The organism is Terrabacter sp. MAHUQ-38 (assembly GCF_014518425.1).
Classification (GTDB): Bacteria; Actinomycetota; Actinomycetes; order Actinomycetales; family Dermatophilaceae; genus Terrabacter.
Genome location: NZ_JACVCU010000001.1, coordinates 975,099 through 1,000,397, shown reverse-complemented (window position 1 = coordinate 1,000,397; position 25,299 = coordinate 975,099). Strand labels below are relative to the sequence as shown.

The 25,299-nt window shown below is 72.7% G+C and carries 22 protein-coding genes; 6 read left to right on the top strand and 16 right to left on the bottom strand.

Going from position 1 to position 25,299, the window contains the following annotated elements; translation table 11 throughout:
- The 6 genes from H9I49_RS04660 to H9I49_RS04635 are packed head-to-tail and all read right to left on the bottom strand — an operon-like array spanning position 1 to position 4,933.
- Complete coding sequence (locus tag H9I49_RS04660) at positions 1-744, bottom strand: phosphodiesterase (protein ID WP_370587427.1); 744 nt, start codon at positions 742-744, stop codon at positions 1-3.
- Positions 745-773: 29 nt separating this feature from the next.
- Positions 774-1,361 (bottom strand): isopentenyl-diphosphate Delta-isomerase, encoded by a 588-nt coding sequence (gene idi / locus H9I49_RS04655; protein ID WP_188029119.1) that lies wholly within the window; start codon positions 1,359-1,361, stop codon positions 774-776.
- A complete protein-coding gene (locus H9I49_RS04650; RefSeq protein ID WP_188029118.1) occupies positions 1,358-2,473 on the bottom strand; it encodes an FAD-dependent monooxygenase in 1,116 nt (371 codons plus the stop codon). The genes idi and H9I49_RS04650 overlap by 4 nt, the downstream gene beginning before the upstream one ends.
- The gene (locus H9I49_RS04645) at positions 2,470-2,997 is read right to left on the bottom strand and encodes an isoprenylcysteine carboxyl methyltransferase family protein (protein ID WP_188029117.1); all 528 of its coding nucleotides are present in this window, start codon (positions 2,995-2,997) and stop codon (positions 2,470-2,472) included. The genes H9I49_RS04650 and H9I49_RS04645 overlap by 4 nt, the downstream gene beginning before the upstream one ends.
- 31 nt (positions 2,998-3,028) lie before the next feature.
- Positions 3,029-4,099, bottom strand: coding sequence for a 3-oxoacyl-[acyl-carrier-protein] synthase III C-terminal domain-containing protein (locus tag H9I49_RS04640; protein WP_188029116.1), 1,071 nt, complete (start codon positions 4,097-4,099; stop codon positions 3,029-3,031).
- 18 nt (positions 4,100-4,117) lie between these two features.
- Entirely contained in the window at positions 4,118-4,933 is an 816-nt protein-coding gene (locus H9I49_RS04635) for a UbiA family prenyltransferase (protein ID WP_370587426.1), read from the bottom strand.
- Positions 4,934-5,101: 168 nt separating this feature from the next.
- On the opposite strand from H9I49_RS04635, the gene H9I49_RS04630 reads away from it, so the two are divergent.
- Positions 5,102-6,343 carry a hypothetical protein gene (locus H9I49_RS04630; protein WP_188029115.1) on the top strand — a complete coding sequence of 414 codons (1,242 nt, stop codon included), beginning with the start codon at positions 5,102-5,104 and terminating at the stop codon, positions 6,341-6,343.
- Entirely contained in the window at positions 6,343-7,113 is a 771-nt protein-coding gene (locus tag H9I49_RS04625; protein WP_188029114.1) for a hypothetical protein, read from the top strand. Before H9I49_RS04630 ends, H9I49_RS04625 begins: the two co-directional genes overlap by 1 nt.
- Here H9I49_RS04625 and H9I49_RS04620 read toward each other — a convergent pair.
- Both H9I49_RS04620 and H9I49_RS04615 read right to left on the bottom strand, forming a co-directional pair.
- Positions 7,052-8,179, bottom strand: a complete 1,128-nt coding sequence (locus H9I49_RS04620) for an NAD-dependent epimerase/dehydratase family protein (protein WP_188029113.1) — start codon at positions 8,177-8,179, stop codon at positions 7,052-7,054. The two genes, H9I49_RS04625 and H9I49_RS04620, sit on opposite strands and share 62 nt — an antisense overlap.
- Positions 8,176-10,170 (bottom strand): hypothetical protein, encoded by a 1,995-nt coding sequence (locus H9I49_RS04615; RefSeq protein ID WP_188029112.1) that lies wholly within the window; start codon positions 10,168-10,170, stop codon positions 8,176-8,178. The genes H9I49_RS04620 and H9I49_RS04615 overlap by 4 nt, the downstream gene beginning before the upstream one ends.
- Before the next feature lie 242 nt (positions 10,171-10,412).
- On the opposite strand from H9I49_RS04615, the gene H9I49_RS24350 reads away from it, so the two are divergent.
- Positions 10,413-12,590 carry an ATP-dependent DNA ligase gene (locus H9I49_RS24350; RefSeq protein WP_188029111.1) on the top strand — a complete coding sequence of 726 codons (2,178 nt, stop codon included), beginning with the start codon at positions 10,413-10,415 and terminating at the stop codon, positions 12,588-12,590.
- Between the two features lie 5 nt (positions 12,591-12,595).
- On the opposite strand, the gene H9I49_RS04605 is transcribed toward H9I49_RS24350, so the two are convergent.
- Positions 12,596-13,156 (bottom strand): hypothetical protein, encoded by a 561-nt coding sequence (locus H9I49_RS04605; RefSeq protein WP_188029110.1) that lies wholly within the window; start codon positions 13,154-13,156, stop codon positions 12,596-12,598.
- Positions 13,157-13,217: 61 nt separating this feature from the next.
- Positions 13,218-15,854: an adenylate/guanylate cyclase domain-containing protein gene (locus H9I49_RS04600; RefSeq protein ID WP_188029109.1), complete on the bottom strand. Its 2,637-nt coding sequence runs from the start codon at positions 15,852-15,854 to the stop codon at positions 13,218-13,220.
- A 129-nt stretch (positions 15,855-15,983) separates the two neighbouring features.
- On the opposite strand from H9I49_RS04600, the gene H9I49_RS04595 reads away from it, so the two are divergent.
- Positions 15,984-16,436: an SRPBCC family protein gene (locus H9I49_RS04595; protein WP_188029108.1), complete on the top strand. Its 453-nt coding sequence runs from the start codon at positions 15,984-15,986 to the stop codon at positions 16,434-16,436.
- On the opposite strand, the gene H9I49_RS04590 is transcribed toward H9I49_RS04595, so the two are convergent.
- The 6 genes from H9I49_RS04590 to H9I49_RS04565 form a co-directional block, all read right to left on the bottom strand.
- Positions 16,430-17,587: a Vms1/Ankzf1 family peptidyl-tRNA hydrolase gene (locus H9I49_RS04590; protein WP_188029107.1), complete on the bottom strand. Its 1,158-nt coding sequence runs from the start codon at positions 17,585-17,587 to the stop codon at positions 16,430-16,432. The two genes, H9I49_RS04595 and H9I49_RS04590, sit on opposite strands and share 7 nt — an antisense overlap.
- Positions 17,588-17,648: 61 nt before the next feature.
- Positions 17,649-19,343 carry a phosphoenolpyruvate--protein phosphotransferase gene (gene ptsP / locus H9I49_RS04585; RefSeq protein WP_188029106.1) on the bottom strand — a complete coding sequence of 565 codons (1,695 nt, stop codon included), beginning with the start codon at positions 19,341-19,343 and terminating at the stop codon, positions 17,649-17,651.
- Between the two features lie 5 nt (positions 19,344-19,348).
- On the bottom strand, positions 19,349-19,618 hold the full coding sequence (locus H9I49_RS04580; RefSeq protein WP_188029105.1) for an HPr family phosphocarrier protein: 270 nt from the start codon (positions 19,616-19,618) through the stop codon (positions 19,349-19,351).
- A 76-nt stretch (positions 19,619-19,694) separates the two neighbouring features.
- Positions 19,695-21,809, bottom strand: coding sequence for a fructose-specific PTS transporter subunit EIIC (locus tag H9I49_RS04575; RefSeq protein WP_188029104.1), 2,115 nt, complete (start codon positions 21,807-21,809; stop codon positions 19,695-19,697).
- A gap of 60 nt (positions 21,810-21,869) precedes the next feature.
- Positions 21,870-22,814: a 1-phosphofructokinase gene (pfkB, locus tag H9I49_RS04570; RefSeq protein ID WP_188029103.1), complete on the bottom strand. Its 945-nt coding sequence runs from the start codon at positions 22,812-22,814 to the stop codon at positions 21,870-21,872.
- The gene (locus tag H9I49_RS04565) at positions 22,811-23,572 is read right to left on the bottom strand and encodes a DeoR/GlpR family DNA-binding transcription regulator (protein ID WP_188029102.1); all 762 of its coding nucleotides are present in this window, start codon (positions 23,570-23,572) and stop codon (positions 22,811-22,813) included. The genes pfkB and H9I49_RS04565 overlap by 4 nt, the downstream gene beginning before the upstream one ends.
- 228 nt (positions 23,573-23,800) lie before the next feature.
- Here H9I49_RS04565 and H9I49_RS04560 point away from each other — a divergent pair, with 228 nt between their 5' ends.
- Both H9I49_RS04560 and H9I49_RS04555 read left to right on the top strand, forming a co-directional pair.
- Positions 23,801-24,727: an alpha/beta hydrolase gene (locus tag H9I49_RS04560; protein ID WP_188029101.1), complete on the top strand. Its 927-nt coding sequence runs from the start codon at positions 23,801-23,803 to the stop codon at positions 24,725-24,727.
- A gap of 72 nt (positions 24,728-24,799) precedes the next feature.
- Positions 24,800-25,270, top strand: a complete 471-nt coding sequence (locus tag H9I49_RS04555) for a DUF3291 domain-containing protein (RefSeq protein WP_188029100.1) — start codon at positions 24,800-24,802, stop codon at positions 25,268-25,270.
- The last annotated feature ends 29 nt before the right edge of the window (positions 25,271-25,299 follow it).

Genomic DNA, 25,299 nt, shown 5'->3' with positions numbered 1-25,299 from the left:
TCAGGCCTCGCGGCTCGGGGTGCGGCGGCCGAGGCGCCGCGCCCACCGGTAGGCCGGCTCCCGGATCGCGACGACCCACGGCGGCGCGCTCGTGCCGTCGAGCTCGTTGACGATCGGATCGAACCTGGTGTCGGCGGCGGGCAGCTCGCGCTGCAGCTGCACGAGTCCGGCGACGCGCCACGGAGCGCCGTCGACCGAGACGGCGAGCTCGTACTCGCGCGGTTCGTCGTCGGGAGCCGTCGGCTGCAGGAGCAGGACGACCGAGTGGCCTGCTGCGCGGGTCGGGAGCAGCGTGGTGAGCGACTGCTCGGTCGCGAAGCGCACGGGTCGCAGCAGGTGCCTGGTGACCCGCCCAGTGCCGGTGGTCGCGAAGAGCAGGTCGGCGGGACGTCCGACCGCCCCCGCCCCGGGCACCCGGATCGCGACGCCGCCGATGTCCCACCACCCGGGGCGGGTGCTGAGGGCGCGGGACACGCGGAACGTGCACGCATGCACGCCGCGCTCCTCGAGCAGGGGCACCCCGAGGTCCGGCGCCGGGGCGTCGACGCGCAGCACCGCGTCCCACGTGCGGCCGACCGCGTGCAGGGGTCTGCGGCGGGTGATCCGCGCGACGGTGCCCAGCACGGCAGCCAGCGCGACCCCGGCAGCGCGGCTCGGAGGAGTGGGCAGGCTCGGTGGCTCGGCGGCATGGCGCCGTCGGGCGATGCTGACGTCGGGAATGAGACGTGCGACCACGTTCTTCACCTACCCACCCTTCTCGTCGTGTACTCGGCTCAGCGCGGCAGTGCCTCCGGCAGGTCGGCGGCGGCCGCGGTCGGCCACGCGCCCGGGCGCGGACCGATGGCGTCGAGCTCGGCGACCTGCTCGCGGCACCACGTCGAGACGGTGCGACGACCCGCCAGCACGCCCGCCGCGAACGGGGACCACTCGACCCATGCCGACTCGCCGACCTCGGCCGGGTCGGGTGCGATCGTCGGTGCCGTGCCGGCGACCCGACCGACGAGCACCGGGCACAGCTCCCACTCGACGACGCCGTCCTGCTCCGCGCGGTAGGAGAAGCGCGGCAGGATGAGCCGCAGGTCGAGCGTCTCCACACCCAGCTCGTCGCGTACGCGTCGGCGGACGGCCTCGTGGAGCGGCTCGCCGGGAGCGGGGTGGCCGCACGCCGAGTTGGTCCAGACGCCGGGGAAGGTCCCCTTGTCGGCCGCCCGGCGGGTCATGAGCAGGCTGCCCGCGTCGTCGAAGAGGTAGACGGAGAACGCGAGGTGCAGCGGGGTGTCGGAGTGGTGCACCGTCGCCTTCGGCGCGGTGCCGATGGCGCGCCCCTCCGCGGAGACGAGGACGACGAGCTCCTCGCTCATCGTCCGGGCCTCGCGAGCTCGTTGACCGCCCCGCGGAAGACGGGCGGCAGGGTCGCCGCGGCGGGCACGAGGAGGCGCCGACCCCAGGCCGGTCTCGTCACCTTGAGGAGGGTGTGCGTCAGGAGGGCGTAGCGCCGGGTGGCGGCGCGCCACGAGCGTTCGTAGGACTCGGGGTCACCGGCCGTGATGGCCGCGACGGCGGCCCGCGCGTGCGCAAGACCCAGCGAGATCCCCTCTCCGGTCAGGGCGTCGACGTAGCCGCTCGCGTCGCCGGCGAGGAGCACGCGTCCGGCGACCCGCCTCGTCGTGCGCTGGCGCAGGGGGCCGGCGCCGCGCACCGAGGTGACGACAGGTGCGCCGCCGAGCCGTTCGCGCAGCTGCGGGAACTCGGCGAGGCTGTCGGACAAGGAGTTCCGGTGCCGGCTGAGCACGGCCACACCCACGAGGTCAGCGGCGACCGGCGTCACGTACGCCTCGCCCGCAGCTGCCCAGTGGACCTCCACGTGGTCGCTCCACGGCCGTATGCCGTAGTGCTGGCGCAGCCCGTAGCGGCGCTGTGGTCGGGCGTCGGCGGTCCGGTCACCGGACCGTCCACCGGTGGGGAGGTTCCGGACCGTGCCGTGGTCGCGGTCGAGCCCGAGCGAGCGCCGGGTCGGCGAGTGCAGGCCGTCGGCCGCGACGGCCCAGGCTGCAGAGAGCGTCGGGCCGGGTCGGCCGGCGTCGTCCGTCGAGACGGTGACGGTGGTGTCTCCCTGGATCACGTCGGCCGCTCCGAACGGCAGCACCTCGACGCCGGCGGCGTCGACGGCCGCCCGAAGGGCCTCGTGCAGGGTGGTGCGGCGCACGCCGCGGCCGAGGCCGGCGGTGAAGTCGGCTTCGGCGACGCGGCCGCGCGACACGTAGCGGATGCCGCGCAGGTCGTGGCCGGGCGGGTCGACGCCAAGCTCGGCCAGCGCCTGGAGGCCGCCCGGCATGAGGCCCTCGCCGCACGCCTTGTCGATGGCGCCGACCCGGGGCTCGAGGACGACGGGAGCGAGTCCGGAGCGGACGGCATACAGCGCGGCCGCGAGCCCGACGGGCCCTCCCCCGATGACGACGACCTCGGCGTTCACGTGGGAGACGCGATCTCGCGCAGGGCCGCGTTCTCGACGCGGATGCGGACGGTGAGCAGCACGGCGTTGACGACGGTGAAGACGAGGGCGGTCACCCACGCGGTGTGCACGAGCGGCAGGGCGAGCCCCTCGACGACGACGGCGACGTAGTTCGGGTGCGGGATGACCCGGTAGGGGCCGCGACGCACGAGTGAGAGGCCCGGCACGACGATGACGCGAGTGTTCCACTGGTTGCCGAGGGTCCGGATGCACCACCAGCGCAGCGCCTGGCTCGCCACGACCAGGGCGAGCATGACCCAGCCCAGCGCCGGCACGAACGGGCGGTCGGCGAGCCAGACCTCCGCGACCGCGCCGGCCAGCAGGCCCGTGTGCAGCGCGACCATGAACGGGTAGTGGGACTGGCCGCGCTCGACCCCGCCGCTGGAGAAGGCCCAGGCGGCATGGCGGATCGAGACGACGAGCTCGGCGAAGCGTTCGAGCCCGGCGAGGAGCACGAGGCCCGTGAAGAGCCACTGGGAGGTCATCGGTCGCTCACTCGGTCGCTCACTCGGTCGCTCACTCGGCCGCTCGGAGCAGGACGAGCTCGAGGCAGAAGCCCGGGCCCATCGCCAGGAGGATGCCCCACGAGCCGGGCTCGGGAGCATGGTCGGCGAGGGTGTCGGCGAGCACGTGGAGCACGGAGGCGGAGCTGAGGTTGCCGATCTGGTCGAGTGAGCGCCACGTCACGCCGAGGGCCTCGCGCTCGACCTCGAGAGCGTCCTGCATCGCCTCGAGCACCTTGGGGCCGCCGGGGTGGGCGACCCACCAGCCGATGTCGGCGCGGGTGAGGCCCTGGCTGCCGAGGAAGTTGTCGACGTCGTCGCGGACGTTGGCGCGCACGAGGTCGGGCACCTCGGCACCGAGGACGATGCGCAGGCCCGTCGCGCCGACGTCCCAGCCCATGGCGCGCTCGGTCTCGGGGTAGAGCCGGCTGCGGGTCGCGACGACGTGCGGCTGCGCGGGAGCCAGCGCCGAGGCGCGGTTCGCGCCGACCATGACGACCGCTGCGGCACCGTCACCGAAGAGCCCGCTGGCCACGAGGTTGGCGACGGAGGTGTCGTCGCGCTGGACCGTGAGGCTGCACAGCTCGACGGACAGGAGCACGGCGACGTCGTCGGGGTGCCCGAGCAGGTAGTCGTGGACGCGCGCGACGCCGGCCGCGCCCGCGACGCAGCCGAGGCCGACGAGGGGGACGCGTTTGACGTCGTCGCGCAGGCCGATCTCCGCGGCGACCCGCGCCTCGACGGACGGGACGGCGAGGCCGGTGATCGTCGTCGAGACGATGAGGTCCACGTCGCGGGGCGTGAGGCCGGCCGCCGCGAGAGCCTTCGTGACGGCGTGGGAGCCGATCTCGGTGGCGACGCGGATGAACTCGTCGTTGGCGGCGCCGAAGTCGGCCAGCTGCCAGTACCGCTCGAGCGGCAGGGCGAGGTGGCGCTGGCTGACGCCGGCGTTCTCGTGGAACCGTTCGAGGAGGGCGCGCTCCGAGCCGGTCGAGCCCAGCACGTCGGCGAAGGCCTCCGTGATGTCGGCCTGGCTGTAGGTGTGGTCAGGCAGGACTCCGCGGACGGCCGCTAGGTGGCTCACCGGCTCAGCCTAAGCGGCTCACGCGCGCACCACGAGGGCGAGGACGTTCGCGAGCGCGATGCCGATCGCTGCGACGAACGGCAGGCGGCCGCGCGTCGTCACCGCGACGACGGCCAGGACGAGGCACGCGAGCAGCAGCGCCCAGCCGGACGCGTCCATGCCTGGGCCGTATGCCGCCACGACCGTCCCGAGGAGCAGCACCGCGGGTGCCAGCCACCGGACGCGTCGTGCCCCGAGCCGGTGCGGGAGTCCGCGGATGCCCGTCGCCTCGTCGTCGGCGAGGTCCGGCAGCGTGTTGAGCAGGTGCGCGCCGACCCCGAGCAGGGCGCCGGTCAGCAGGACCCACGGAGCCGGCCAGCTGGGGGTGGGCAGGGCGAGCGTGACGACGGCGGGCAGCGCCGCGAACGCGACGGCATACGGCAGCGGGGACAGGTCGGTGCGCTTGAACCAGAGGTTGTAGGCCCAGCCCCACGCCACTCCGAGGAACAGGTGCACCACAGCCGCCAGTGGGCCGCAGGCGAGCGACAGGACGACACAGGCGAGCAGGGCCGTGCCCGTCGCGGCGCGAACGGTCTCTGCAGAGACCTCATCGCGGGCGATCGGCTTGTCGAGGCGGCCGACGGCGCGGTCGCGCCGGGCGTCGACGAGGTCGTTGGACCAGCCGATCGACAGCTGGCCCGTGAGGACCGCCGCCGTGACGAGGGCGCCGCGCGGCGGCGTGTGGCCGGCCGACCAGGCCAGCAGCGCGGTGAGGACCGTGACGGCGGCGGTGGGCCCGGGATGGCAGGCGAGGGCGAGCCCTCGCATCGTCCTCGCCACTCGGCTCCCCGGCACGGGCCGAGCCTACGGGGACCCGCACGGTGAACGTCCCGGTGCGTGGGGCAAACGCCCGAACTCTCCCGAATCTCGTTTTCGCGACAGCGATCCCACCGCCGGCGCTAGCCTGAAGGACCGGCGAGACCGCATGGCGCCGGCGCGGACACGACGCGGTCGGGGCTGCCCTTGCGTGAGTATCCCTACGCGTTCCACGTCGCCCTCGACGGGAACGGCCTGAACGGACTCGAGGGCCGGGCGGGCGTGTGCCTCTTCCGCTACGACCCGGCCAGCGGCGACCACTCGTACAAGGCGACCTACTTCACCGGGGCCTCGGGAGGCCACGCCCCCAGCGTCGACCCGAGCCGGCGGATCGGCTTCCTGGGCAACACCGGTCAGCACCTGCTCTTCTACGACCTCACCACCCTCGAGGAGGTCGACCGGGTCTCCACGCTGCGCTTCGAGGTGCCCGACACGACCATCAAGGGCAGCACGCACGTCGTGTGGCTCGACGACACGCGGTTCGTCACCGCGATCGGCGAGCACCTGTGGACGTTCGACGTCAACCGCCTCACCAAGGCCGAGGTCCTCGCACCCCACGGACTCAAGGTCCCGCACGCGATGAAGCAGACGGCCTCGGGGCGCTACATCGTCTACGGCGGCATGGACCACCCGGTCCGCGGCGAGGCCCGGGAGGTCGGCATCCTCGACACGCTGTCGGGCGAGGCGCGCACCGTGACGCTGCCCACGACCTGCTGGCACGTCGTCTGCCACCCGGTGCTCGACGTCTTCTACGCGATCTCCTTCCGGGTCCATCCCGCCGACCGGACCGACTACGCCCACTGGGGAATGGCGTGGCTGCGGCAGTACGCGTTCGAGATCGACGCCGAGCACGGTCAGGTACTGCGCCACTGGGTCGCCGACCGTGACGTGCCGGCGCACATCAACTCCGACGTGACCATCTCCGACACCGAGCTGATCTTCTGCACCGGTGGCAGCCACACCGTCGTCCTCGTCGACCTCGAGACGATGACCCGGCACCGGATCATCGACGAGCACCCGGGCAGCCTCGAGACGTGGGCGTACCCGCGGCAGTCGCTCACGACGGTCGGCGAGAGCCTCATGCGGGCCAACCTCGCCACGAACGCGAACCTGTTCGCCGAGTCGTTCCGGGTGAGCCGCGGCTCGCTCATCGACGGCATCTACGCCTCGCAGCTGTCAGCCGACCAGACGCTGCTCTTCACGGCGAACCGCGGCCAGAACCACATCAGCGTCTACGACTACCCCTCGCTCGAGCTGCGTGACCGCATCGTCATGCCGGAGCTCGGCGAGATCGACGGCACCATCCCGGAGCGGTCCGACCCGAGGCTCGGCTTCCACCACTCCTACCTCGTGAGCCCCGACCCCGACCCCCAGCCAGGAGAGCACTGATGGCCGAGCACACGAACGACATGGGCAACGACAAGAGCAACGACAAGGCCAGCGACGAGATGCTGGCCCGGATCACCGAGCTGGCCCGCCAGGCGATGGCGGCCCAGGCGAGCTTCGCCCGACAGTCCCTCGAGCTCGGCAGGGCGACGCTGTCGTCCGAGGTCGACGCGACGGCGGCCGGTCGGGCGTGGCTCGAGGCGGTGGCCCGTGAGGGGGTGCACTACTGGAAGGAGGTCGGCGCCCTGGGACTCGACGTGGCCGGCAACCTCGTCGCCATCGGCAGCAGGAGCATGGCGCAGGTCATCAGCGACACGCAGGCTGCGTCGCGAGCGCGACCGGTGCGACGCCCCGCGGGCGCCGACGCCGATGCTGCCGCCGTCCCTGCCGCCGTCCCTGTCGTCGTCGCGGACGACGACAGGGACGTGACCCTGGGGGCCGGCTTCGGCGACCAGCGGGCGTCGGTCACCCTCCGCGGCGCGGCCGGCGACACGGTCACCGGGACCATCACCCTCGCCAACACCCACGCCCGTGCCCGACGCGTGCTGCTCTCGCCGGGGCGGTTGCAGCCGGACACGGGCCGCCACGTCAGCCTCGACCTGCGGGTCGACCCCGAGGGGGTGACGATCCCGGCCGCGACGGAGCACGACGTGCAGCTCGAGGTGCACCTGACCCCCGAGGTCGTCAGACCGGGCGAGCGCTACACCGGCATCATCGAGGTGACGGGCGGGGTCGAGACCGTGCTGGACGTGGTGGTCGTGGTCGAGGGCTGACCTCGTCGACCAGGGGTCGCGGTTGCAGCGGGCGCTCGGCCCGCACCTCCGGGCCGAGCCGCAGCGTCTCGCGCACGACGCGCGGCAGGTCGGGGCTGATCGCCAGCCACGCGAGAGAGGAGGCGACGGCCTGTCGAGCGGGGCGCGGCGCATACCCGAGGGCGTGCGCACGCCCGGAGGAGTACCAGTAGTACCGCCCGACGGTGCTCGCCTCCTCGCGCGTGGAGAGCGGCGTCGTCGAGGTGACCCGCGCCCACCCCTCCGCAGCGGCGGCGGCCAGCCAGGCGACCCCGGCGGGGAGCTCGGCTGCCGGCCGACCGACGCCGGCCAGCTCGCCGACGAGGGAGTGCAGGGTCCGCCACGGGACGTCGTCGCCGCCGAGGAGGTAGCGCTCACCGGGCTCGCCGCGTTCGAGCAGGGTCACGTGCCCGGCGCCGACGTCGCGCGCGTCGACGACGTTGCAGCCCCCGGGGAAGGTGCTCCGGCTGGGGTCCAGGAGGTAGCGCAGCACGATCGCGTTGCTGGGGCCGAGACGGTCGAAGGGACCCCCGAGCACGACCGTCGGCAGGGCCAGCACCACCTCGAGGCCGGTGCGCCCGGCGACGTCGAGCGCCTCGCGTTCCTGGAGCACCTTGCTCGTGTAGTACGCCGGCGCGGGCTCCGAACCCAGGTGGTCGCTCTCCGTCAGGGACCTCGGTTCCACGCTCGAGCCGCACGTGACGGCCGAGCTCGTCACGACCGCGCGGGTCACGCCGGCGGCGGCTGCCGCCTCGAGGACGTGCCGTGTGCCCGTGACGTTGACGTCGGCGAGCTCTCGCGCCGCCGACTGGTAGGAGTAGACGGCGGCGCTGTGGATGACAGCGTCGACGCCGTCGAGCGCGCGCGTGAGCGCGGTCCGGTCGGTCAGCTCGGCAGCCACGCTCGTGACCGGCCCGAGCGCCCGCAGGCGGTCGGGCACCCGGCGGCCGAGCCGCGTCACGGCCACGGCGTCGTGCCCGGCAGCCAGCGCCGCGGCGACGACGTGGTGCCCGACGAGCCCCGTCGCACCGGTGACGGCGACCCTCATCGCGGGCCCCTGACGTGGCGGAAGCCGTGGGCGTCGAGGCCGGGTTCGGGGTCGCTGTCCGCCCCGCCCCGCGCCGCCCGCGCTGCAGGACGTTCGCGGTCGGCGCCGAAGCGCGAGACCAGGGCATCGAGGACGAGCCGCACCGACTCGGTGAGCAGCGGCTCGTCGGGTTCGGGCGGCGGCCGGCCGATGCGGAACTCGCGGCCCTCGAAGCAGGCCTCGAGGTTGTCGAAGGTCGAGGTGAAGAAGCGGCGGTACGCCTCCTCGAGCAGGGGCACGTGCAGCTCGGGCAGCGACGGTAGGTCGGCCGCCTCGAGGACCGGCGGCAGGGCGAAGAGCTGGCGCCCCCGGATCGTCACCAGCGTGCCCCCCGCCGTGGCTGCGGTGTCGGTGCGCGCGAACGTGAGAGTGCCGTCGTCGTGCACGGCGGAGCGGTTCGGGCTCCGCACGGTGCGCCACAGCAGGCGGTGGCGGTCGGGTCCACGCTCGACGAGCTCGATCTTGCAGACGTCGATGGGCTCGCCACCCCAGGCCGCGACATAGTTGGGCTGCGGGAGGTAGAGGTTGCGCTCGGCCTGGCGCAGCCGACCGGACTCGTCCTCCCCCACGACCACCCGCCGTCCGCCGACGTAGTCGGCCATCAGGCTGATGCCGGCGGCCACGTCGACGCGCTCCACCCACGCGTCGAAGTCCGCCCCCACGACCCGGCTCATCTCGAAGACGGTGGCCCGGTCGACGAGGCACCAGCGCAGGCCGTCCGGGTGGTCAGGACGAGGAAGGGCGTCGACGGCCGCGTCGACGGCGGCCAGCAGGCGCGGCAGGTCGTCGTAGTCCTCGTCGGGATGCTCTGCGGGGTCGAAGCCGAGCGGGACGATGCGCCGGTCGATCTTGGCCTTGTCCATGGTTGCCGCCCACGCGTGTCCACCGTCGGTCAGCGCACCGGCGACGCCGAGGAGCCCGACGAGGCCGGCCTGGCCGACCGGGTCGCTCGCGGCGCGGACGGCCTCGGTGAGGAGGGGGCGGATCCCGGCGAGGACCGGGTCGGCCGGGACCGTGCCTGCGTCGGGGCCGCCGGTCGCCGCACTGACCACGCGTGCGAGACGAGGGTCCCTCGCGAGGCGTTGCGCTGCCCGGGTCGTGACGGGGTGCGGGCGGTCGATGTCGTCGAAGGGTCGGAGGTCGCCTTCCACGTCGCCTTGTAGGTCGCCTCGTAGGTCGCCGAGCATCGTCTCGCCACGCGCTGCGACGACTCGCGCGACGAGCCGGGACGTGGCGCGGTCGACGCCGAGGAGCGCCGCCAGCGTGACATCGGCCAGGAGCGGATCCGTCGTGACGACAACGGTGTCCGTGTCGCGTGGTTCGAGGATGCGGTTGCCGTCGGCGCCGACGCTGCTCTTCACCGCGTCCACCACGGCCAGCTGCGGAGGGACGTGGCGCAGAAGGTCGCCCGCGACGTCGGCCGGCTCGCAGCCCGGCACCTCCGGGACGACGCGCAGCAGCGTGTCGAGGCACCCGGCATACGTGTCCGTCAGGTCGGTGACCGCACGTCCGATGACGACCCGCGTGTCGGCGTCGAGCCAGGCGCGCGACACGACGTGTTCGGCGAGGACGCTCGTGGGCGGCAGGCGGGCGGGGACGAGGTCGTCGGCGAGGTCGACGACGGCATACGGCCGACCACGGCCGGTGTGGCCGGTGAGGCCCGCGGCGTGCGCCAGGGCACCGACGGACCGGTGGCCGCGGTCGCGCTCCCGGCCGGCAAGCATGGTCCCGACCGCTACCGTGCAGCCGGCCTCGACGAGGACGTCGACGACGACGTCGACCACGGCCGCGGAGACCGGCGTGGGCGGCGAGAGGCGCACGAGGACGACCGCGTGGCCGTTCGGCGCGCCGAGGAGACGGCGGACGGCGTCGCCGGCGCGCGCGACCGAGTCTCCCCGGACCACGATGCCGGCACCCATGCCGGCACCGATGCCGGCTCGGGGGGCGCCCATGTCGGCGACTCCAGCGGGCCGCATACCTCCATGAAAGCAGTGCTGCCGCGTGCGCGGGCGCGGATCGGGAGGGCGCGCCGTTGCCTGTGCATCGGGTTATCAGGTGACGCAGCCGTTCGACGACCATGCTGCATCGCCGGACGACTCAGTGCACAGGCACCGCAGGGCTCTGCGTGAACTCGCGTCGAGCGCTCGATGCGGATGTCGGCGGGGATGTCGTGGTGCGTGGCTACGATCGGCGGGTGAGCGCCAAGCCCGCCGTCGTCGAAGCGCCAGGTCCGTCAGGGGTGCGGGAGGTGCGCGTCTCGAGCCCCGACCGCGTCCTGTGGCCGGCGGCCGGCATGGCCGACGGAAAGCCGGTCACGAAGCTCGACCTGGCCGACTACCTCGTCGCCGTCGCCGACCCGATGCTCCGCGCGCTCGGCGACCGGCCCGTGACGCTCCAGCGGTTCCCGGAGGGCATCGAGGGTGAGGAGTTCTTCTCGAAGAACCCGCCGAAGGGCGTGCCCGACTGGACGCGAACGGTGATGTGCACGTATCCGTCGGGCCGCAAGCACCCGCAGCTCGTCATCGACGAGATCGCGAGCGCCGTGTGGGCGGCGCAGATGAACACGATCACCTTCCACCCGTGGCCCGTGCGCACGGGGGACGTCAACAACCCCGACGAGCTGCGGATCGACCTCGACCCACAGCCGGGTCGCGGGTTCGCCGACGCGGTCGAGGCGGCCCACGCCCTGAGGGAGGTCATGAAGGAGATCGGGCTGACCGCCTGGGCGAAGACGTCGGGCAACCGTGGCGTCCACGTGTACGCGCGAGTGGCCCCGACGCACGAGTTCCTCGACGTGCGGCACGGCGTCATCGGGATCGCGCGCGAGCTCGAGCGGCGCCTGCCCGACCTCGTGACGACGTCGTGGTGGAAGGAGGAGCGCGGCGAGCGGATCTTCGTCGACTTCAACCAGGCGTGCCGCGACCGCACCATCGCCTCGGCGTACTCCCCGCGACCCCTGCCCGGCGCCCCGGTCTCGACGCCGGTGACGTGGGACGAGCTCGGGTCGGTCGACCCGAAGGAGCTGACGGTCCGCACAGTGCCCGCGCTCGTCGCGTCGCGCGGCGACGCCTGGGCGGGGATCGACGATGCCGTCGGCGACGTCGCCGCAGCAATCGCCTTGTGGGACAAGGACGTCGACGAACGCGGCCTCGGCGAGCTGAACTTCCCGCCCGACTACCCCAAGATGCCGGGCGAGCCGCCTCGCGTGCAGCCGAGCAAGCGCCGCCAGGACAAGTCCGACGAGGAGTACATGGCGCCGAAGGCGGAGCGCGACGCCGACCTGCGCGACGTGTGGGGGCCCGTCGTGCCGCCCGTCGCGCCGATGCTCGCGAAGCCGGTCAAGGACTTCAGCGCGGTCAAGGTCCAGGCGCTGTACGAACCGAAGTGGGACGGGTTCCGGTCGATCATCTTCCGGTCCGGCGACCTCGTCGAGATCGGGTCGCGCAACGAGAAGCCGATGACGCGTTACTTCCCCGACGTCGTCGAGGCGGTGCTCGCGAACTTCCCGCAGAAGTGCGTCATCGACGGCGAGATCGTGCTCATCGCGCCCGGGTCCGGCGACCGTCTCGACTTCGACCTGCTCCAGCAGCGGATCCACCCGGCCGCGTCACGGGTCAAGAAGCTCGCGGCCGAGACGCCGGCGTCGTTCGTCGCGTTCGACCTCCTGTCCCTGGACGGCGATGACTACACGGGCCGGCCGTTCTCGGAGCGTCGCGCGGCCCTCGAGAAGGCGCTGGCCAAGGCGTCCGCCCCCGTCCACCTCACCGCCGCGACCGCCGACCGCGACGTCGCCAAGGGCTGGTTCACGCAGTTCGAGGGAGCCGGGCTCGACGGGGTCATCGCGAAGCCGGTCGACGTCGCGTACGAGCCGGACAAGCGGCTCATGTTCAAGATCAAGCACGAGCGGACCGCCGACTGCGTCGTCGCCGGCTACCGCGTCCACAAGAGCGGACCCCACGCGATCGGCTCCCTCCTGCTCGGGCTGTACGGCGACGACGGGCAGCTCGCGTCGGTCGGTGTCATCGGGGCGTTCCCGATGGCGCGGCGCCAAGAGCTCTTCGAGGAGCTCCAGCCCCTCATCGCGGAGTGGGACGAGCACCCCTGGAACTGGGCCAAGCCAGAGGACGGCGTCCGGACGCCACGGTCCTCGGAGTTCTCCCGGTGGAACAACCAGAAGGACCTGTCGTTCGTTCCGCTCCGTCCCGAGCGCGTCGTCGAGGTGCGCTACGACCACATGGAGGGCACGCGCTTCCGTCACACGGCGCAGTTCGTCCGGTGGCGCGACGACCGCACGCCCGAGTCCTGCACCTTCGACCAGCTCGAGGAGCCCGTCAGCTACGACCTCGCCGACGTCCTGTCCGCGGGGCGCTAGCCGACTCAGCCGTCGTGGTGCACGTGCTGGTACACGTGGCGGCGTACCGATGCGTCGACGACGAGCTCGTGCCCGCGGCGGTGGATGCGAGCCAGCAGGACGGCATCCACCGGGGGCTCACCGACGTGGTGCTCGGTCAGGAAGAGGCGAGGGTTCTCGACGAAGCGACTCGGCTCCGGCCCATCGGGTCCGAGCACCTCGTCCACCGGTTCCTCGGCCCAGGTGACGACGAGCTGGACGCGTCCGTGGCTCTCGGTCACGACCCCGCTGCCGTCGACGGTGTGCAGGTCGGTCAGGACGATCTCGCGTCCCAGCCCGTCGATGGCCAGGCCCGGCGACACGTGCAGCTCGTCGTCGAGGACCGTCACCTCCAGACCCGTGGCGACGCCGTAGCCGTGGAGCATCCGGTTGTGCAACCACTGTCGCGCCCGGAACTGCTCCTGCTCGCGCCTGAGGTCGTCTGCGGTCACCAAGCGCCCGTGGAAGTAGTTGACCCTGCTGCGCGGTTCGACGGGCACGTGCATGTCTCGCTCCTCACGGTCGTCGAGGTCACCCCAGGAGTCCATCGTCGCTCCTCCGGCGATGCCGGAGTGCCGGAAACGGTGAGGACGCCCGGACCGGAGCGGGTCAGCCCTCCCTGAGTCCGACAAGCAGGTCCTCCACCGAGGCTTCCCGCCCGGTCTGGATCTCGCGCTCCCAGTCCTGGGCTGAGATGAGGCCCTTCACCGCAGTCCAGGCCTCGGCCTGCTCTTCCTGCTGATACGGGTTCGGCAGCGACAGGCGGTCTCTCATGGCCTCCTCGGCGCCGAGCAGGTGCGCGGCGCGTACGGGGTCGCCGAGCCGGACGAGGATGTTCGTGTACGTGTTGGCGAACGCCATGGTCAGGTTCGGGCTGTGCAGCTGCAGGACCTGCCCGATGAGCGACTGCGCGAGCCGGCCGGCCTCGTCTGCGCGTCCGCTCACCGCGAGCAGGTTGGCGAGGTTCTGGCCCTGGACCGCCGCCTCGTGCAGGTCGCCGGCCGCGCGGACGACCTCGAGTGCCTCGAGGGTCAGCTCCTCGGCTCGGTCGTAGTGGCCGAGCTCCTCCTCGACTCCGGCGAGGTTGCCCAGGGCCCGGGTGAGCCTGAACTGGTTGCCGATGCGGCGGTGCAACACCAAGGAGTCCTCGAAGGTCTGGCGCGCGGACTCGACGTCTCCTCGGTGCAGCTGCGCGGTCCCCAGGACGCCCATGGCATACGCCTCCCGCTCCACGTCGGTGACCGTGCGCGCGACCACCAGGCTCTGTGTGGCGTACTCACAGGCGCGCTCTGCCTCTCCTCGGGCGATCAGGAGGTTGGCATAGGTTCCCAGGCAGTCAGCGAGCTCCGCCGACGGCGCACTTCCCGCCTGTGCGAGGGCCACCTCGAGCCAGCGGCAACCTTCGACGACGTATCCGCCCGTGTACCAGAGCCATCCGAGCGACGACGACAGCCGGATGGCGATCGTGGTGCCGGCGCTTGCGGAGCCCCCCGTCGCCTTCCCTTGGCGCACGGCCCAGGCCAGGGCCTCTCGGAAGTTGTCGAGCTCGGTCTCCGCCTGGCTCAGGGCGAGCAGGTGGTCGGAGTCGCGCGTCACCTTCAGCCGTTCGGCGACCTGCAGGTAGTGGCCTGCGTGCACGGAGCGGGCGTCGTCGAGCTCGCCGTCGGCGCGCAGCTCCTCAAGGGCAAAGGAGCGGATCGTCTCCAGCAGAGCGATGCGCGGCTCGCCGTCCGGTGTCTCGGACATGACGACGAGGCTGGCGTCGACCAGGTCGGCCACGAGGTCGAGGGTGGCGGCGGGCCGGTCGCCCGACGGGACAGCGGTTGCCACTGCGCCCACCGCGTCGAGGTCCGCCCCGCCCGCGAACACCCCCAGGCGACGGAAGAACGCCCGCTGGTCCTCCGGGAGCAGGTCGTAGGACCACGCGAGGGTCTCGCGCAGCGTCCGGTGCCTGGGTGGGCCATGACGGCTCATCGACGCCGTGTCGAGGCTCGTGTCGATCCGACGCAGGAGAGCCTGCGGACCGAGCAGGCGAACCCGAGCAGCGGACAGCTCGATGGCCAAGGGCAACCCGTCGAGGTGACGGCAGATGGCGACCACGGCTTCGACGTTCTCGGCGGTCAGCCGGAAGTCGGGGCGCACGCTGCGCGCGTGGTGGACGAACAGCTGCACCGCCGGGGAGTCCTCGGCAGCCGCGAGGGTCGAGCCGGCCGGGAGCCCCAGTGGCGGGACCGGGTAGAGCTGCTCGCCCGGGACCCCCAGCGGGCGACGCGAGCTCGCCACGACAGCGGCGCGCGGCGCGGCCGCCAGCAGCTCGGTGACGACGTCGTCGGCGCCGTCGACCTGCTCGAGGTTGTCGAGGACGAAGAGGGCCGCGCGGAGCGCCACCTGCTCGAGCAGCCGCGGCGGCATACGGCTGCCCCTCGGCAGGTCCAGCACGTCAGCGATGGTGGTCCACATGACCTCCGCGGTGGTGACCGAGGCCAGCGGCAGGAAGAAGACGCCGTCGGGAAAGGCCGTCACGAGGTTGCCGGCCACCTCGATCGCGAGCCGGGTCTTGCCCGAACCTCCTGGTCCGGTGAGCGTGACCAGCCTGACCTCGCGCGATGCGACCAGGTCGACCAGCTCTGCGACGGGCGCCCCACGCCCGACCAGGCGCGTGGTCGGGACCGGCAGGCTGGACGACGCCCCCAGCGTCTTGAGCGCCGGGAAGTCGTTCTGCAGGCCCTCGACGGTGAGCTGGAACAGTCGCTCCGGCTCGGGGATGTCCTTGAGATGGTGGCTGCCGAGGTCTTTCAGCCCGACGCCCTGGGGCAGGCCGTCGCGAGCCAGCTCGGCGGCCACCGCCGACAGGACGGCCTGCCCTCCATGAGCGGACGCGGCGATCCGGGCGGCCCGGTGCACGTCCATCCCGACGTAGTCGTCGTCGTGAACCTGCGGCGTCCCGGTGTGGATGCCCATGCGCACCCGCACCCGCTCGTCCCCGGGCCAGGCATGGCGCTCCAGCGCTCGCTGGGCCTGGACCGCTGCCTGGACCGCTCCCTCCGCGGTCGGGAACACCACGAAGAAGCTGTCCCCCTCTGTGCCCATCTCGGTGCCGCCGTGAGCAGCCCACGCGGAGCGGAGCACCGCGCGGTGGCCGTCCAGCGCCTCGGCGTACCGGCGCCCCAGCCGGCTCAGCAGCAGGGTCGAGCCCTCGATGTCGGAGAACAGCATCGACACCGTCCCGGACAGCAGCTCGCGCACGGGGCTCCTCCCTCCCCCGACCCTGCCGTTCTGAGCGTGGTTGGTGAGCTCATCGCGCGTCAAGACCGGTGCATCGGCCCCGGGCCGCGAGGCACGGGTCACCGGAGCGGGCCGCAGTAGCGTTCGTCCATGGAGTACACCCAGGAGATCGTCGTCAACGTGCCGCGGGCGCGGTTCATCGAGCTCTTCGACGACCCGGCCAGCCTGCCGAAGTGGATGGAAGGCCTGATCTCCTTCGAGCCCATCCACGGCACGCCGGGCCATCCCGGCGCGCAGTCGAAGCTGACCTTCCGCCGGGGCCGGGGCACCCTGGAGATGGTCGAGACCGTGACGCGGCGCGACCTGCCGTACGCGTTCGAGGCCACCTACGACGCCAAGGGCGTCCACAACGTCACCCGCAACGAGTTCCACGAGTCCGGCCCGGACGCCACGCGGTGGGTCGCGCACAACGAGTTCCGGTTCAGCGGTCTCATGAAGCTCGCCGGACTCCTCTTCGGGAAGAGCTTCCCCAGGCAGAGCCAGTCGGTCATGGACGCCTTCAAGACGTTCGCCGAGTCAGGGGCGCGCGGCGACGGTCACTGACCTCCGTGTCCCGGCATGCTCGGAATGCGTGAGCGTGGCGTCGACTCGTCGGACCATCGGAGCAGCGCCCCGACACCGTCGGCCGGGTTGACCTGCCCCGGGTCGAGCAGCGTCACGCCGGCCCGTGAGCACACGGCCGCCCACACGAGGGCAGCGTCTGCGGGTGCCCTCTGGGGCTCGGTGGCCCCCGCGAGCTGTGCGTCCTCGCGCGTGAGGCCGAGCTGCAGGCGACCCTGACCGACCCAGAGCTCCTCCTCGTGCACGCGGCCCTCGATGAGGAGCAGCTGCTCCACCTGGGCGCGCTGCAGCACCTCGACGACGGGGCCGAGCCCGTCACTCGCGGCCCCGGCGCGCCCGGTCTGCTCGTTGAACCGTTCGACGACCTCGGCCTCCGCCTCGGCGCGCGCCCGAGCGAGCACCGAGGACGTCGTGTCGCGGACGGCCTCCTCGGAGGTTCCCGCGGCGCGTCCGCCGGTGGCGCTGCGGACGAGGAGCACCCGCAGCTCCTCACTCGCATGCCGCTCGAGGAAGCTCATGGCGTGCTCGTCGCCCATGAGGATGACCGTGGTGGGGCGATGGGTCCGCACGACTCGGTCGAGCTCGTCAGCCACCGCGGCGGCGTTGTGCTCCCACGAGTCCTCGACTCGGGCCTGGAAGCGGCGCTGCGCCATGCCTCCCGTGTGCACCTGGTGCAGCTCGTCGTGGTCGCCCTGCACCTCATGCGTCTCGTGCTCGAGGCCCGCGTGACCGCCGCACACCTCGATGTCGGCACCCGTGCGGTCGAGCCGGACCAGCACGTGCGGGAGGGAGCCCGCAAGGGCCCGCACGGCGGGCACCAGCGAGGGGATCGGCCCCCAGGTGGCGTCCTGGTCGGGTCGTCGGGGCAGGTCCTGGTTCGCGACCACCCCGTCGGTCGTGGCGACGAGCAGGCGCCCGCGTTCGCCTCCCTTGCCGGTGGGCTCCAGCGCGGCGTCACGCAGGCTGTCGAGCACGCCGTCGGGCGCACCCTCCTCACGCAGCCGGCGCTCGATGTCGCGCCACCGTGACTCGATGTGGTCGGCGTTGGCCGGGTCGGTCTTCGTCACGTCGATGGTGACGCTCGCGAACGGTCCGGTGGTCTCCGCGAGTCCGTGGAACATCTCGAGGTCCATGGGTACCTCCATGTGTCGGGGACACTCGGCCCCTACCCACTCGCCGGGCAGAGGTTGCGCCCTAGAGCAGCTCGATGAGCTCGGCCCGCGCGGACTCGCGCACGGCGTGCAGCGCGTCGGCCGCGGTGCGCGCGGCACGGGCGGCCTCAGCGAGCGCGCGACACTCGGCGACGGAGTGGAGCGACAGCGCGAGCCGCACGACGGGCACCTTGCTCGGCGCCATCGACAGGCTCGTCACGCCGAGCCCGACGAGGACGAGGGCGAGCAGCGGATCGCCCGCCGACTCACCGCAGACCCCGATGGGCCGGTCGACCGACGCCGCGCCCTCGCACGCCGCACCGACGACGTCGAGCACGGCCGGCTGCCACGGGTCGAGCAGGTCGGACAGCGCGCCCTGCATGCGGTCGGCCGCCATGGTGTACTGCGCGAGGTCGTTGGTGCCGAGCGAGCCGAAGTCGACCTCGTCGAGCACGTGACGAGCCCGCAGCGCGGCACCCGGCACCTCGATCATGACTCCCGCCTTGGGCAGCCCGTTCTCGCGCACCCGCCGAGCGAACCACGCCGCCTCCTCGGCGGTCGCGACCATCGGCGCCATGACGCGAACGTCGGCGCCGGTCTCGCGCGCAGCGGTCGCGAGCGCCTCGAGCTGGGCGTCGAGCAGGTCGGGCCGCTCGGCCGAGAGCCGCAGACCGCGACGCCCCAGGGCGGGGTTCTCCTCCGGTCCGAGGTCGGCGAACTTGAGCGGCTTGTCGGCGCCGGCGTCGAGCGTGCGCACGACAACGCGGCGGCCCTCGAACGGCGCGAAGACGCCGCGGTAGATCTCGGTCTGCTCCTCGACCGTCGGGGCCTTCGTCGCCGACAGGTAGACGAACTCGGTGCGGAAGAGGCCGACGCCCTCGAGGTCCAGGGCCCCTGCCGCGACGGCGTCGTCGACGCCGCCGATGTTGGCGAGCAGGGCGACGGGCTGGCCGTCGGCCGTCAGGCCCGGACCCGACAGGGCCGCCAGCGCCTCGGCGCGCCGGGCGGCACGCTCACGCTGCGCGGTCACGAGCGCCATGTCGGGGGCGATCGTCACCTCACCGGAGTCGCCGTCCAGCGCCACGGGCGTGCCCGGGGGGATCTCGGTGGCGTGCGACAGCTGCACGACGGCGGGGATCCCCATCTGCGCGGCGAGGATCGCGGTGTGGCTCGTGCGCCCACCCGCCTCGGTGATGATGCCGACGACGAGTGACCGGTCGAGGGTCGCCGTCTCGGCGGGCGCGAGGTCCTCCGCGACGATGACGCTCGGCTCCGAGAACGCCGGCACACCCGGCGCCGGCACCCCGAGAACCGCTGCGACAGCGCGGGATCCGACGTCTCGCAGGTCGGCGACCCGCTCGGCGAAGTACCCTCCGAGCTTCTCGAACTGGACGGCATACGTCTCGATGGCGTTGGCGATCGAGTTGGCCCGGCCGTGCCCGGCGGCGAGCTCCTTGGCGGCGGCCTTGACGAGGCCCTTGTCGCGCGCGATGAGGGCCGTCGCCTTGAGGATCTGCTGGGCCGTGTCCTCGACCCGCGTCGCCCGCTCCTCGAGCGAGACGGCCACCGACTCGAAGGCCGCGCGCACGTCGGCGAGCGCCGCCTCCTGGTCGTCGACCGACGGCTCGCCGGCCGGAGGCCGGACCGGTGGCGCGACCTGCACCACCGGCCCGTATGCCGTGCCCGGGCTGACGCCGATGCCCTGCCTGGTCTCCGACGTGGGTTCCGACTCGGCCATGCTCGTTACTCCGCGTCGAGGTCGCGTGACAGGAGCGCGACGAGCTCGTCGAGCGTCTCGTCTGCGCCGTCGCCGTCGGCGGTCAGGACGACCTCCTCGCCGTACTTGGCCCCGAGGGCCATGACGCCGAGGATGCTCGTCGCGTCAACCGGGTCCTCCCCCGGCTTGGCGATCTCGACGTCGAGGCCGGAGCTGCTCGCGGCCTCGACGAAGAGGGCGGCCGGGCGGGCGTGCAGGCCCACCGAGGAGGCGATGGTGACGGTACGGGTTGCCATGGACGTGCTCCTTCGTTGGAAAACGGGTGGTCGTTGCGTCGGTGTGGGTCAGACGTCGATCGGGGCCACGCCCTGATCAGACGGTAGCGCTCGCGTCGATCTCGGCAAGGTTGCTCTCCCGGGACTTCAGGGCCACGACGATGCCGGTCATGACGACGACGCCGACGGCGAGCGCCACGATGAAGAGCAGGAAGTTGCCGATGAGCGGGAGCACCCAGATGCCGCCGTGCGGCGCCCGCAGGGTCGTGCCGAACAGCATGGCGAGAGCACCGGTGATGGCCGAGCCGACGACCGAGCTGGCGATGATGCGGACCGGGTCGGCGGCCGCGAACGGGATCGCGCCCTCGGAGATGAACGACAGGCCGAGCAGCCAGGCCGCCTTGCCGTTCTCGCGCTCCGGCTCGGAGAAGAGGTGCGGGCGGATGGTGGTGGCGAGCGCCATCGCGAGCGGCGCGACCATGCCGGCAGCCATGACCGCGGCCATGATCTTCAGCTGCGGGGCGTCGGTCGCGGCGCCCGCGGCGGCGAGGCCGGTCGTGGCGAACGCGTAGGCCACCTTGTTGACCGGGCCACCGAGGTCGAAGCCCATCATCGCGCCGAGGATGACGCCGAGGATGATCGCGCTCGCCCCGGACATTCCGGTCAGCCAGGTGTTGAGCGCGTCGGTCAGGCCCTTGATCGGGCGGCCGAGCACGGTGATGAACAGGCCGATCGTGATGAGCGAGCTGAGCAGCGGGATGACGACGACCGGCATGACGCCGCGGACGCCCTTCGCGACGTTCCAGCTCGAGACCCACCGGGCGACGAAACCACCGAGCAGCCCGGTGACGAGACCACCGAGGAAGCCGGCTCCCATCGTCGCCGCGACCGACCCGCCGACGATGCCGGGCACGAGACCCGGACGGTCGGCGATCGCGAAGGCGATGAAGCCAGAGAGGATCGGCACGAGGAAGCCGAACGACGCGCCGCCGATGACGAAGAGCAGTGCGGCCCACGACGTCAGGCTGAACGGGGTGAAGTTCTGGGCGATGTTGTACTGCCCCTCGGCGGTCAGGCCGTACTTGGTGATCTCGATCGCGCCGCTCTCCCCGAGGGCGACCTGGGCGAGCATGAACGACAGGGCGATGAGGATGCCGCCCGCGGCGACGAACGGGATCATGTACGACACACCCGTCATGAGCCACTGGCGGACCTTCGTCGCGGTGCTCGCGCCCTCCTCGACCTTCGAGGTGAGCCCGCCGGACGGACCGGCGGCAGTCGCGGCCGCGACGGCGGCCTCGCGCTTGCTCGGGTCGGCGTCCCACTCGGCGACGAGCTGCTCGGCCTGTGCGACGAGCGCCGGGCCGTCGGAGATGCCCTTCTTGACGCCGACGTCGACCCTCGGCTTGCCGGCGAACCGGCCGGCGTCCTTGACGGGGAGGTCGTGGGCGAAGATGACGGCGTCGGCAGCGGCGATCTCGGCCGGGCTGAGTGGTTTCGAGCCGGCGGAGCCCTGCGTCTCGACCTTCATGGTGTGACCTGCGGCCTTGGCGGCGTTCTCGAGGCCCTCGGCCGCCATGTAGGTGTGCGCGATGCCGGTCGGGCAGGACGTGACGCCGACGAGGTTGAGCACGCGCTTGGCCGGCGGCTCCGCCGTCGCGACCGCGCCGGGGGCGGCTGCGCCCGTGGCGTCGGCGCCGGCCGAGGCCGCGGCACCGGCGGGGGCAGAGGCGGGCGCGGAGGCCGCTGCGGGGGCAGCGGCAGGCTTGTCGAGCTCGACCTCGGCGCTGACGATGCGGACGACGTCAGCCGGGGTGGTCGCCGACGCGAGCGCCGCCTTGAAGTCCTTCTTCATGAGCGCACGGGCGAGCTTGGGCAGCATCTGCATGTGCGCGTCGCCGCCGCCCTCGGGGGCCGCGATGAGGAAGACGAGCGTGGCCGGGCCGTCCTTGGCGCCCCAGTCGATGCCGTCGGTGCGTCCGAAGACGAGCGAGGGCTCGGTGATGGCGGCGCTGCGGGCGTGCGGGATGCCGATGCCGCCGGGCAGGCCGGTGGCCATCGTCTCCTCGCGCTTGCGGACGTCGTCGAGGAACGCGTCGAGGTCGGTGCACCGGCCCGAGGCGACGAGTCGCTCGCCGAGCCTGCGAGTCGCCTCGTGGCGGTCGGCACCGGTGAGGTCGAGGACGACCTGCTCTTCGGTGATGAGGGACATGGGGATTCCTTTCGGGAGAAGCGTTGAGCCAGTGCGGTTTCGAGCGGGGACTGCGTTGCGTCAGGTGAGCGCGAGAGCCAGGTCGGGGTGGCGGGTGAGCTCTGCGCGTATGCCGTCGAGGTCGCTGGGTGCGGGAACTCGACTTCCGGGGAGCGTGACCGCCGCGGCGCCCCACGTCACGCCGGTCACGAGGGCATCGGCCGGGTCGAGGCCGGTGGACAGGCCGTGGAGGAGGCCGGCGAGCATGCAGTCGCCCGCGCCCACGGTGGACAGCGGTGCGGTGATCGTCGCCCTGGCGTGGGCGAACTCGTCGGCGGTGACGAGCAGGGCGCCGTCGCCGCCGAGGCTGACGGCGACGAGCTCGATGCCGTTGCTGACGAGCTCGCGGGCGGCGTCGCGGACGTCGCCGAGGGTGGGCAGGTCGTGCCCGACGAGCTCGGCGAGCTCTTCGTGGTTGGGCTTGATGAGGTGGGGTTTCGCCGCGACGGCGGCCGCGAACGGCGCGCCGGAGGAGTCGATGGCGACGCGTCCGCCGCGGCCGCGCACCCGGGCGACGAGGACGGCATACAGGTCGGTGTGGGCGCCGGGCGGGAGGCTGCCGCAGCCGACGACCCATTGCGCCTCCTCGGCGCGCTGCAGGGTCGTGTCGAGCAGCGCGTCGACCTCGGCCGGGGACAGGTCGGGGCCGGGCTCGTTGAGCTTCGTCGTCGTGCCGTCGGGCTCGAGGACGCTGATGTTCATCCGGACGGTGCCGTGCACGGGGACGGATGCGTGTGCCACCCCGGCGGCGTCGAGCAGCTCCTCGAGGAGGTGGCCTTCCGGCCCGCCGATGGGCAGCACGGCGACCGTGTCGGCGGACTGCGCGGCGAGGGCTCGGGAGACGTTGACTCCCTTGCCGCCCGGGTCGATCCGCCCTGGGCCGCCGCGGTGGACCTCCCCGCGGCGGAGTGCGTCGATGAAGACGGCGCGGTCGATGCTGGGGTTGGGCGTGAGCGTGACGATCATGCGGTCACCACTTCCGGTCCGGCCGCACGGATCTCGGCGGCGACGTCGTCGTCGAGGTCGGTGTCGGTGATGACGAGGTCGATGTCGGTGAGCTGGGCGAAGCGGTGCAGGTGGTCGTCTCCGGCCTTGCTCGAGTCGGTGAGCAGGACGCACCGGCGGGCCGCGCCGACCATGGCGCGCTTGACGAGGGCCTCGGACTGGTCGGGGGTCGTGAGGCCGCGGGCGACGGAGAGGCCGTTGGTGCCGAGGATCGCGATGTCGACGGTGACGTCGGCCAGCGCGCCGGTGGCCCAGTCGCCGACGGCGGCGCCGGTGGTGCCGCGGACACGCCCGCCGAGGACGTAGAGCGTGATGCCGGGGTGCGTCGAGAGCACGGTGGCCGCGGCGAGGCTGTTCGTGACGACGGTGAGGTCGATGTCGGGCGGGAGCATCTCGGCGACGGCGAGGGCGGTCGACCCGGCATCGAGGATGATGCTGCCGCCGCCGGGCAGCTCGTCGAGGGCGCGGGCCGCGATGCGGCGCTTGACCTCGGTGAGGCGACCGGACCGGGTGGCGAGGGTGGGCTCGACCTCGAGGCGCTCGACGGGGATCGCGCCGCCGTGGACCCGACGCAGCGACCCGCGACGCTCGAGGGCGGTGAGGTCTCGACGCACGGTCTCGGCGGCGACTCCGAGCGAGTCGGCGAGCGCGGTGACCTCGACCCGGCCGGCACGTCGTGCCTCGGCGATGATCCGCTGCTGCCGCTCCGCTGCGTACATCGGACTCCCTCGTCCTGGTCGGTTCGTTCGTCCCGTGCGGGACCGTACGACTAGGAAACCACTGGTGCGGCGTGAAGTAAAGAGATTCGGGCACCCGTTTTTGTGGTTTTTACGATCTGGATGCCCGAACGGGCAGACGGGGCCGACGCGCGGCCGGGAGGGCGCGCCGGCACGGGCGACCCGGCATACAGTGCGGGCAGACGGCCACCGCGAGATCGAGGACGATCCATGCAGAGCAGCACCCTCACGCTGACCACGCCCGACGGCACCGAGGTCCACGTCAACCGCTGGCTGCCGGACGGCGCCCCGAAGGCGATCGTGCAGATCGCCCACGGCCTGGCCGAGCACTCGACCCGTTACGCGCGCTTCGCCCAGCGCCTCACCGACCACGGGTACGCCGTCTACGGCTCGGACCACCGTGGGCACGGGCGCACCTCCAGCCCGCGCGGCTACTTCGGCGAGCGCGACGGCTGGCAGACCGTCATCGACGACCTGTATGCCGTGACCGAGCTGGCGCGCGGGGAGCAGCCGGGCGTCCCCGTCTTCCTCCTCGGGCACAGCATGGGCTCGTTCCTGTCGCGCGGGTACGCCGCGCAGCACGGCTCCGAGCTCGCCGGGCTGGTGCTGACCGGCACGGCCGGCGGCGCCGGCGCGATCGGCAAGGTCGGCGTCTTCCTCGCGGCCACGCAGGCCAGGCTGAGGGGCCACAGCCACACGAGCGGCCTGATGAACAAGCTGAGCTTCGGGCAGTACAACGCGGCCTTCAAGCCGACCCGGACCGACTTCGACTGGCTGTCGCGCGACCCGGACGAGGTCGACAAGTACGTCAACGACCCGGACTGCGGATTCGTCTTCAGCGCAGGCGGTTTCACCGACCTGCTCCGCGGCCTCGAGGCCGTGAACACCGACCGAGTCGCATCGGGCATCCCCACTGACCTGCCGGTGCACCTCGCGTCGGGAGCCATGGACCCGGTGGGCCAGAACGGCAAGGGTGTGCAGCGGGTCGCCGAGCAGCTGCGCCGCCTCGGGGTGCGTGATGTGACGCTGACGCTGTGGCCGGAGGCGCGGCACGAGATCCTGAACGAGACCAACCGCGACGAGGTCGAGACGGAGATCCTCGACTGGCTCGACGCACACGTGCCCGCCACGACGTGACCTGTGGGCGGACGCTGGGTGGGGCACTGACGTAGCGTCGAGCCATGAGCAGGCACGGAGCCGGGCTGCGTCGTGGCGGCTGAGCTCGCCCAGGTCAACGTCTCGGTGGCACGCGCACCCCTCGACGACCCGACGATGCGCGGTTTCGTGTTCGCGTTCAACGGGACGGCGGCCCTCGCCGAGAGCAGCCCCGGCTTCATCTGGCACCTGAGGGCCGAACCGGGCGAGGAGACCGTGACCCGTGACGGGCAGCGGCTCGTCGTCAACGTGTCCGTGTGGCGCGACTACGCGAGCCTGCACGAGTTCGTCTACCGCAGCACCCACGGGCAGCTGCTGCTGCGGCGCAAGCGCTGGTTCCTCCCGACGGAGCAGCCGTCGACCGCGCTGTGGTGGGTGCCGCCCGGCACGCGTCCGACGGTCGACGAGGCGCTCGGACGCCTCGCCCATCTGAGGAGGCATGGGTCGTCACCCGTGGCCTTCTCGCTGTTGCGGCAGTTCGACGCCGACGGCCGGATTTTGCGCCGAGGTCAGCGGGTGCCCTGACGTCCTGCGCCATCGGTGGTGGCGGCGAG

What these genes read in the sequence shown, in the direction of transcription:
- H9I49_RS04620 (WP_188029113.1), bottom strand. Translation starts at nt 8,179, where the DNA reads ATGAGGGTCGCCGTCACCGGTGCGACGGGGCTCGTCGGGCACCACGTC.
- H9I49_RS04575 (WP_188029104.1), bottom strand. Translation starts at nt 21,809, where the DNA reads ATGTCCCTCATCACCGAAGAGCAGGTCGTCCTCGACCTCACCGGTGCC.
- H9I49_RS04595 (WP_188029108.1), top strand. Translation starts at nt 15,984, where the DNA reads ATGGAGTACACCCAGGAGATCGTCGTCAACGTGCCGCGGGCGCGGTTC.
- H9I49_RS04645 (WP_188029117.1), bottom strand. Translation starts at nt 2,997, where the DNA reads ATGACCTCCCAGTGGCTCTTCACGGGCCTCGTGCTCCTCGCCGGGCTC.
- H9I49_RS04560 (WP_188029101.1), top strand. Translation starts at nt 23,801, where the DNA reads ATGCAGAGCAGCACCCTCACGCTGACCACGCCCGACGGCACCGAGGTC.
- H9I49_RS04590 (WP_188029107.1), bottom strand. Translation starts at nt 17,587, where the DNA reads ATGGACCTCGAGATGTTCCACGGACTCGCGGAGACCACCGGACCGTTC.
- ptsP (WP_188029106.1), bottom strand. Translation starts at nt 19,343, where the DNA reads ATGGCCGAGTCGGAACCCACGTCGGAGACCAGGCAGGGCATCGGCGTC.
- H9I49_RS04625 (WP_188029114.1), top strand. Translation starts at nt 6,343, where the DNA reads ATGGCCGAGCACACGAACGACATGGGCAACGACAAGAGCAACGACAAG.
- idi (WP_188029119.1), bottom strand. Translation starts at nt 1,361, where the DNA reads ATGAGCGAGGAGCTCGTCGTCCTCGTCTCCGCGGAGGGGCGCGCCATC.
- H9I49_RS04580 (WP_188029105.1), bottom strand. Translation starts at nt 19,618, where the DNA reads ATGGCAACCCGTACCGTCACCATCGCCTCCTCGGTGGGCCTGCACGCC.
- H9I49_RS04605 (WP_188029110.1), bottom strand. Translation starts at nt 13,156, where the DNA reads ATGGACTCCTGGGGTGACCTCGACGACCGTGAGGAGCGAGACATGCAC.
- H9I49_RS04565 (WP_188029102.1), bottom strand. Translation starts at nt 23,572, where the DNA reads ATGTACGCAGCGGAGCGGCAGCAGCGGATCATCGCCGAGGCACGACGT.
- pfkB (WP_188029103.1), bottom strand. Translation starts at nt 22,814, where the DNA reads ATGATCGTCACGCTCACGCCCAACCCCAGCATCGACCGCGCCGTCTTC.
- H9I49_RS04615 (WP_188029112.1), bottom strand. Translation starts at nt 10,170, where the DNA reads ATGGGCGCCCCCCGAGCCGGCATCGGTGCCGGCATGGGTGCCGGCATC.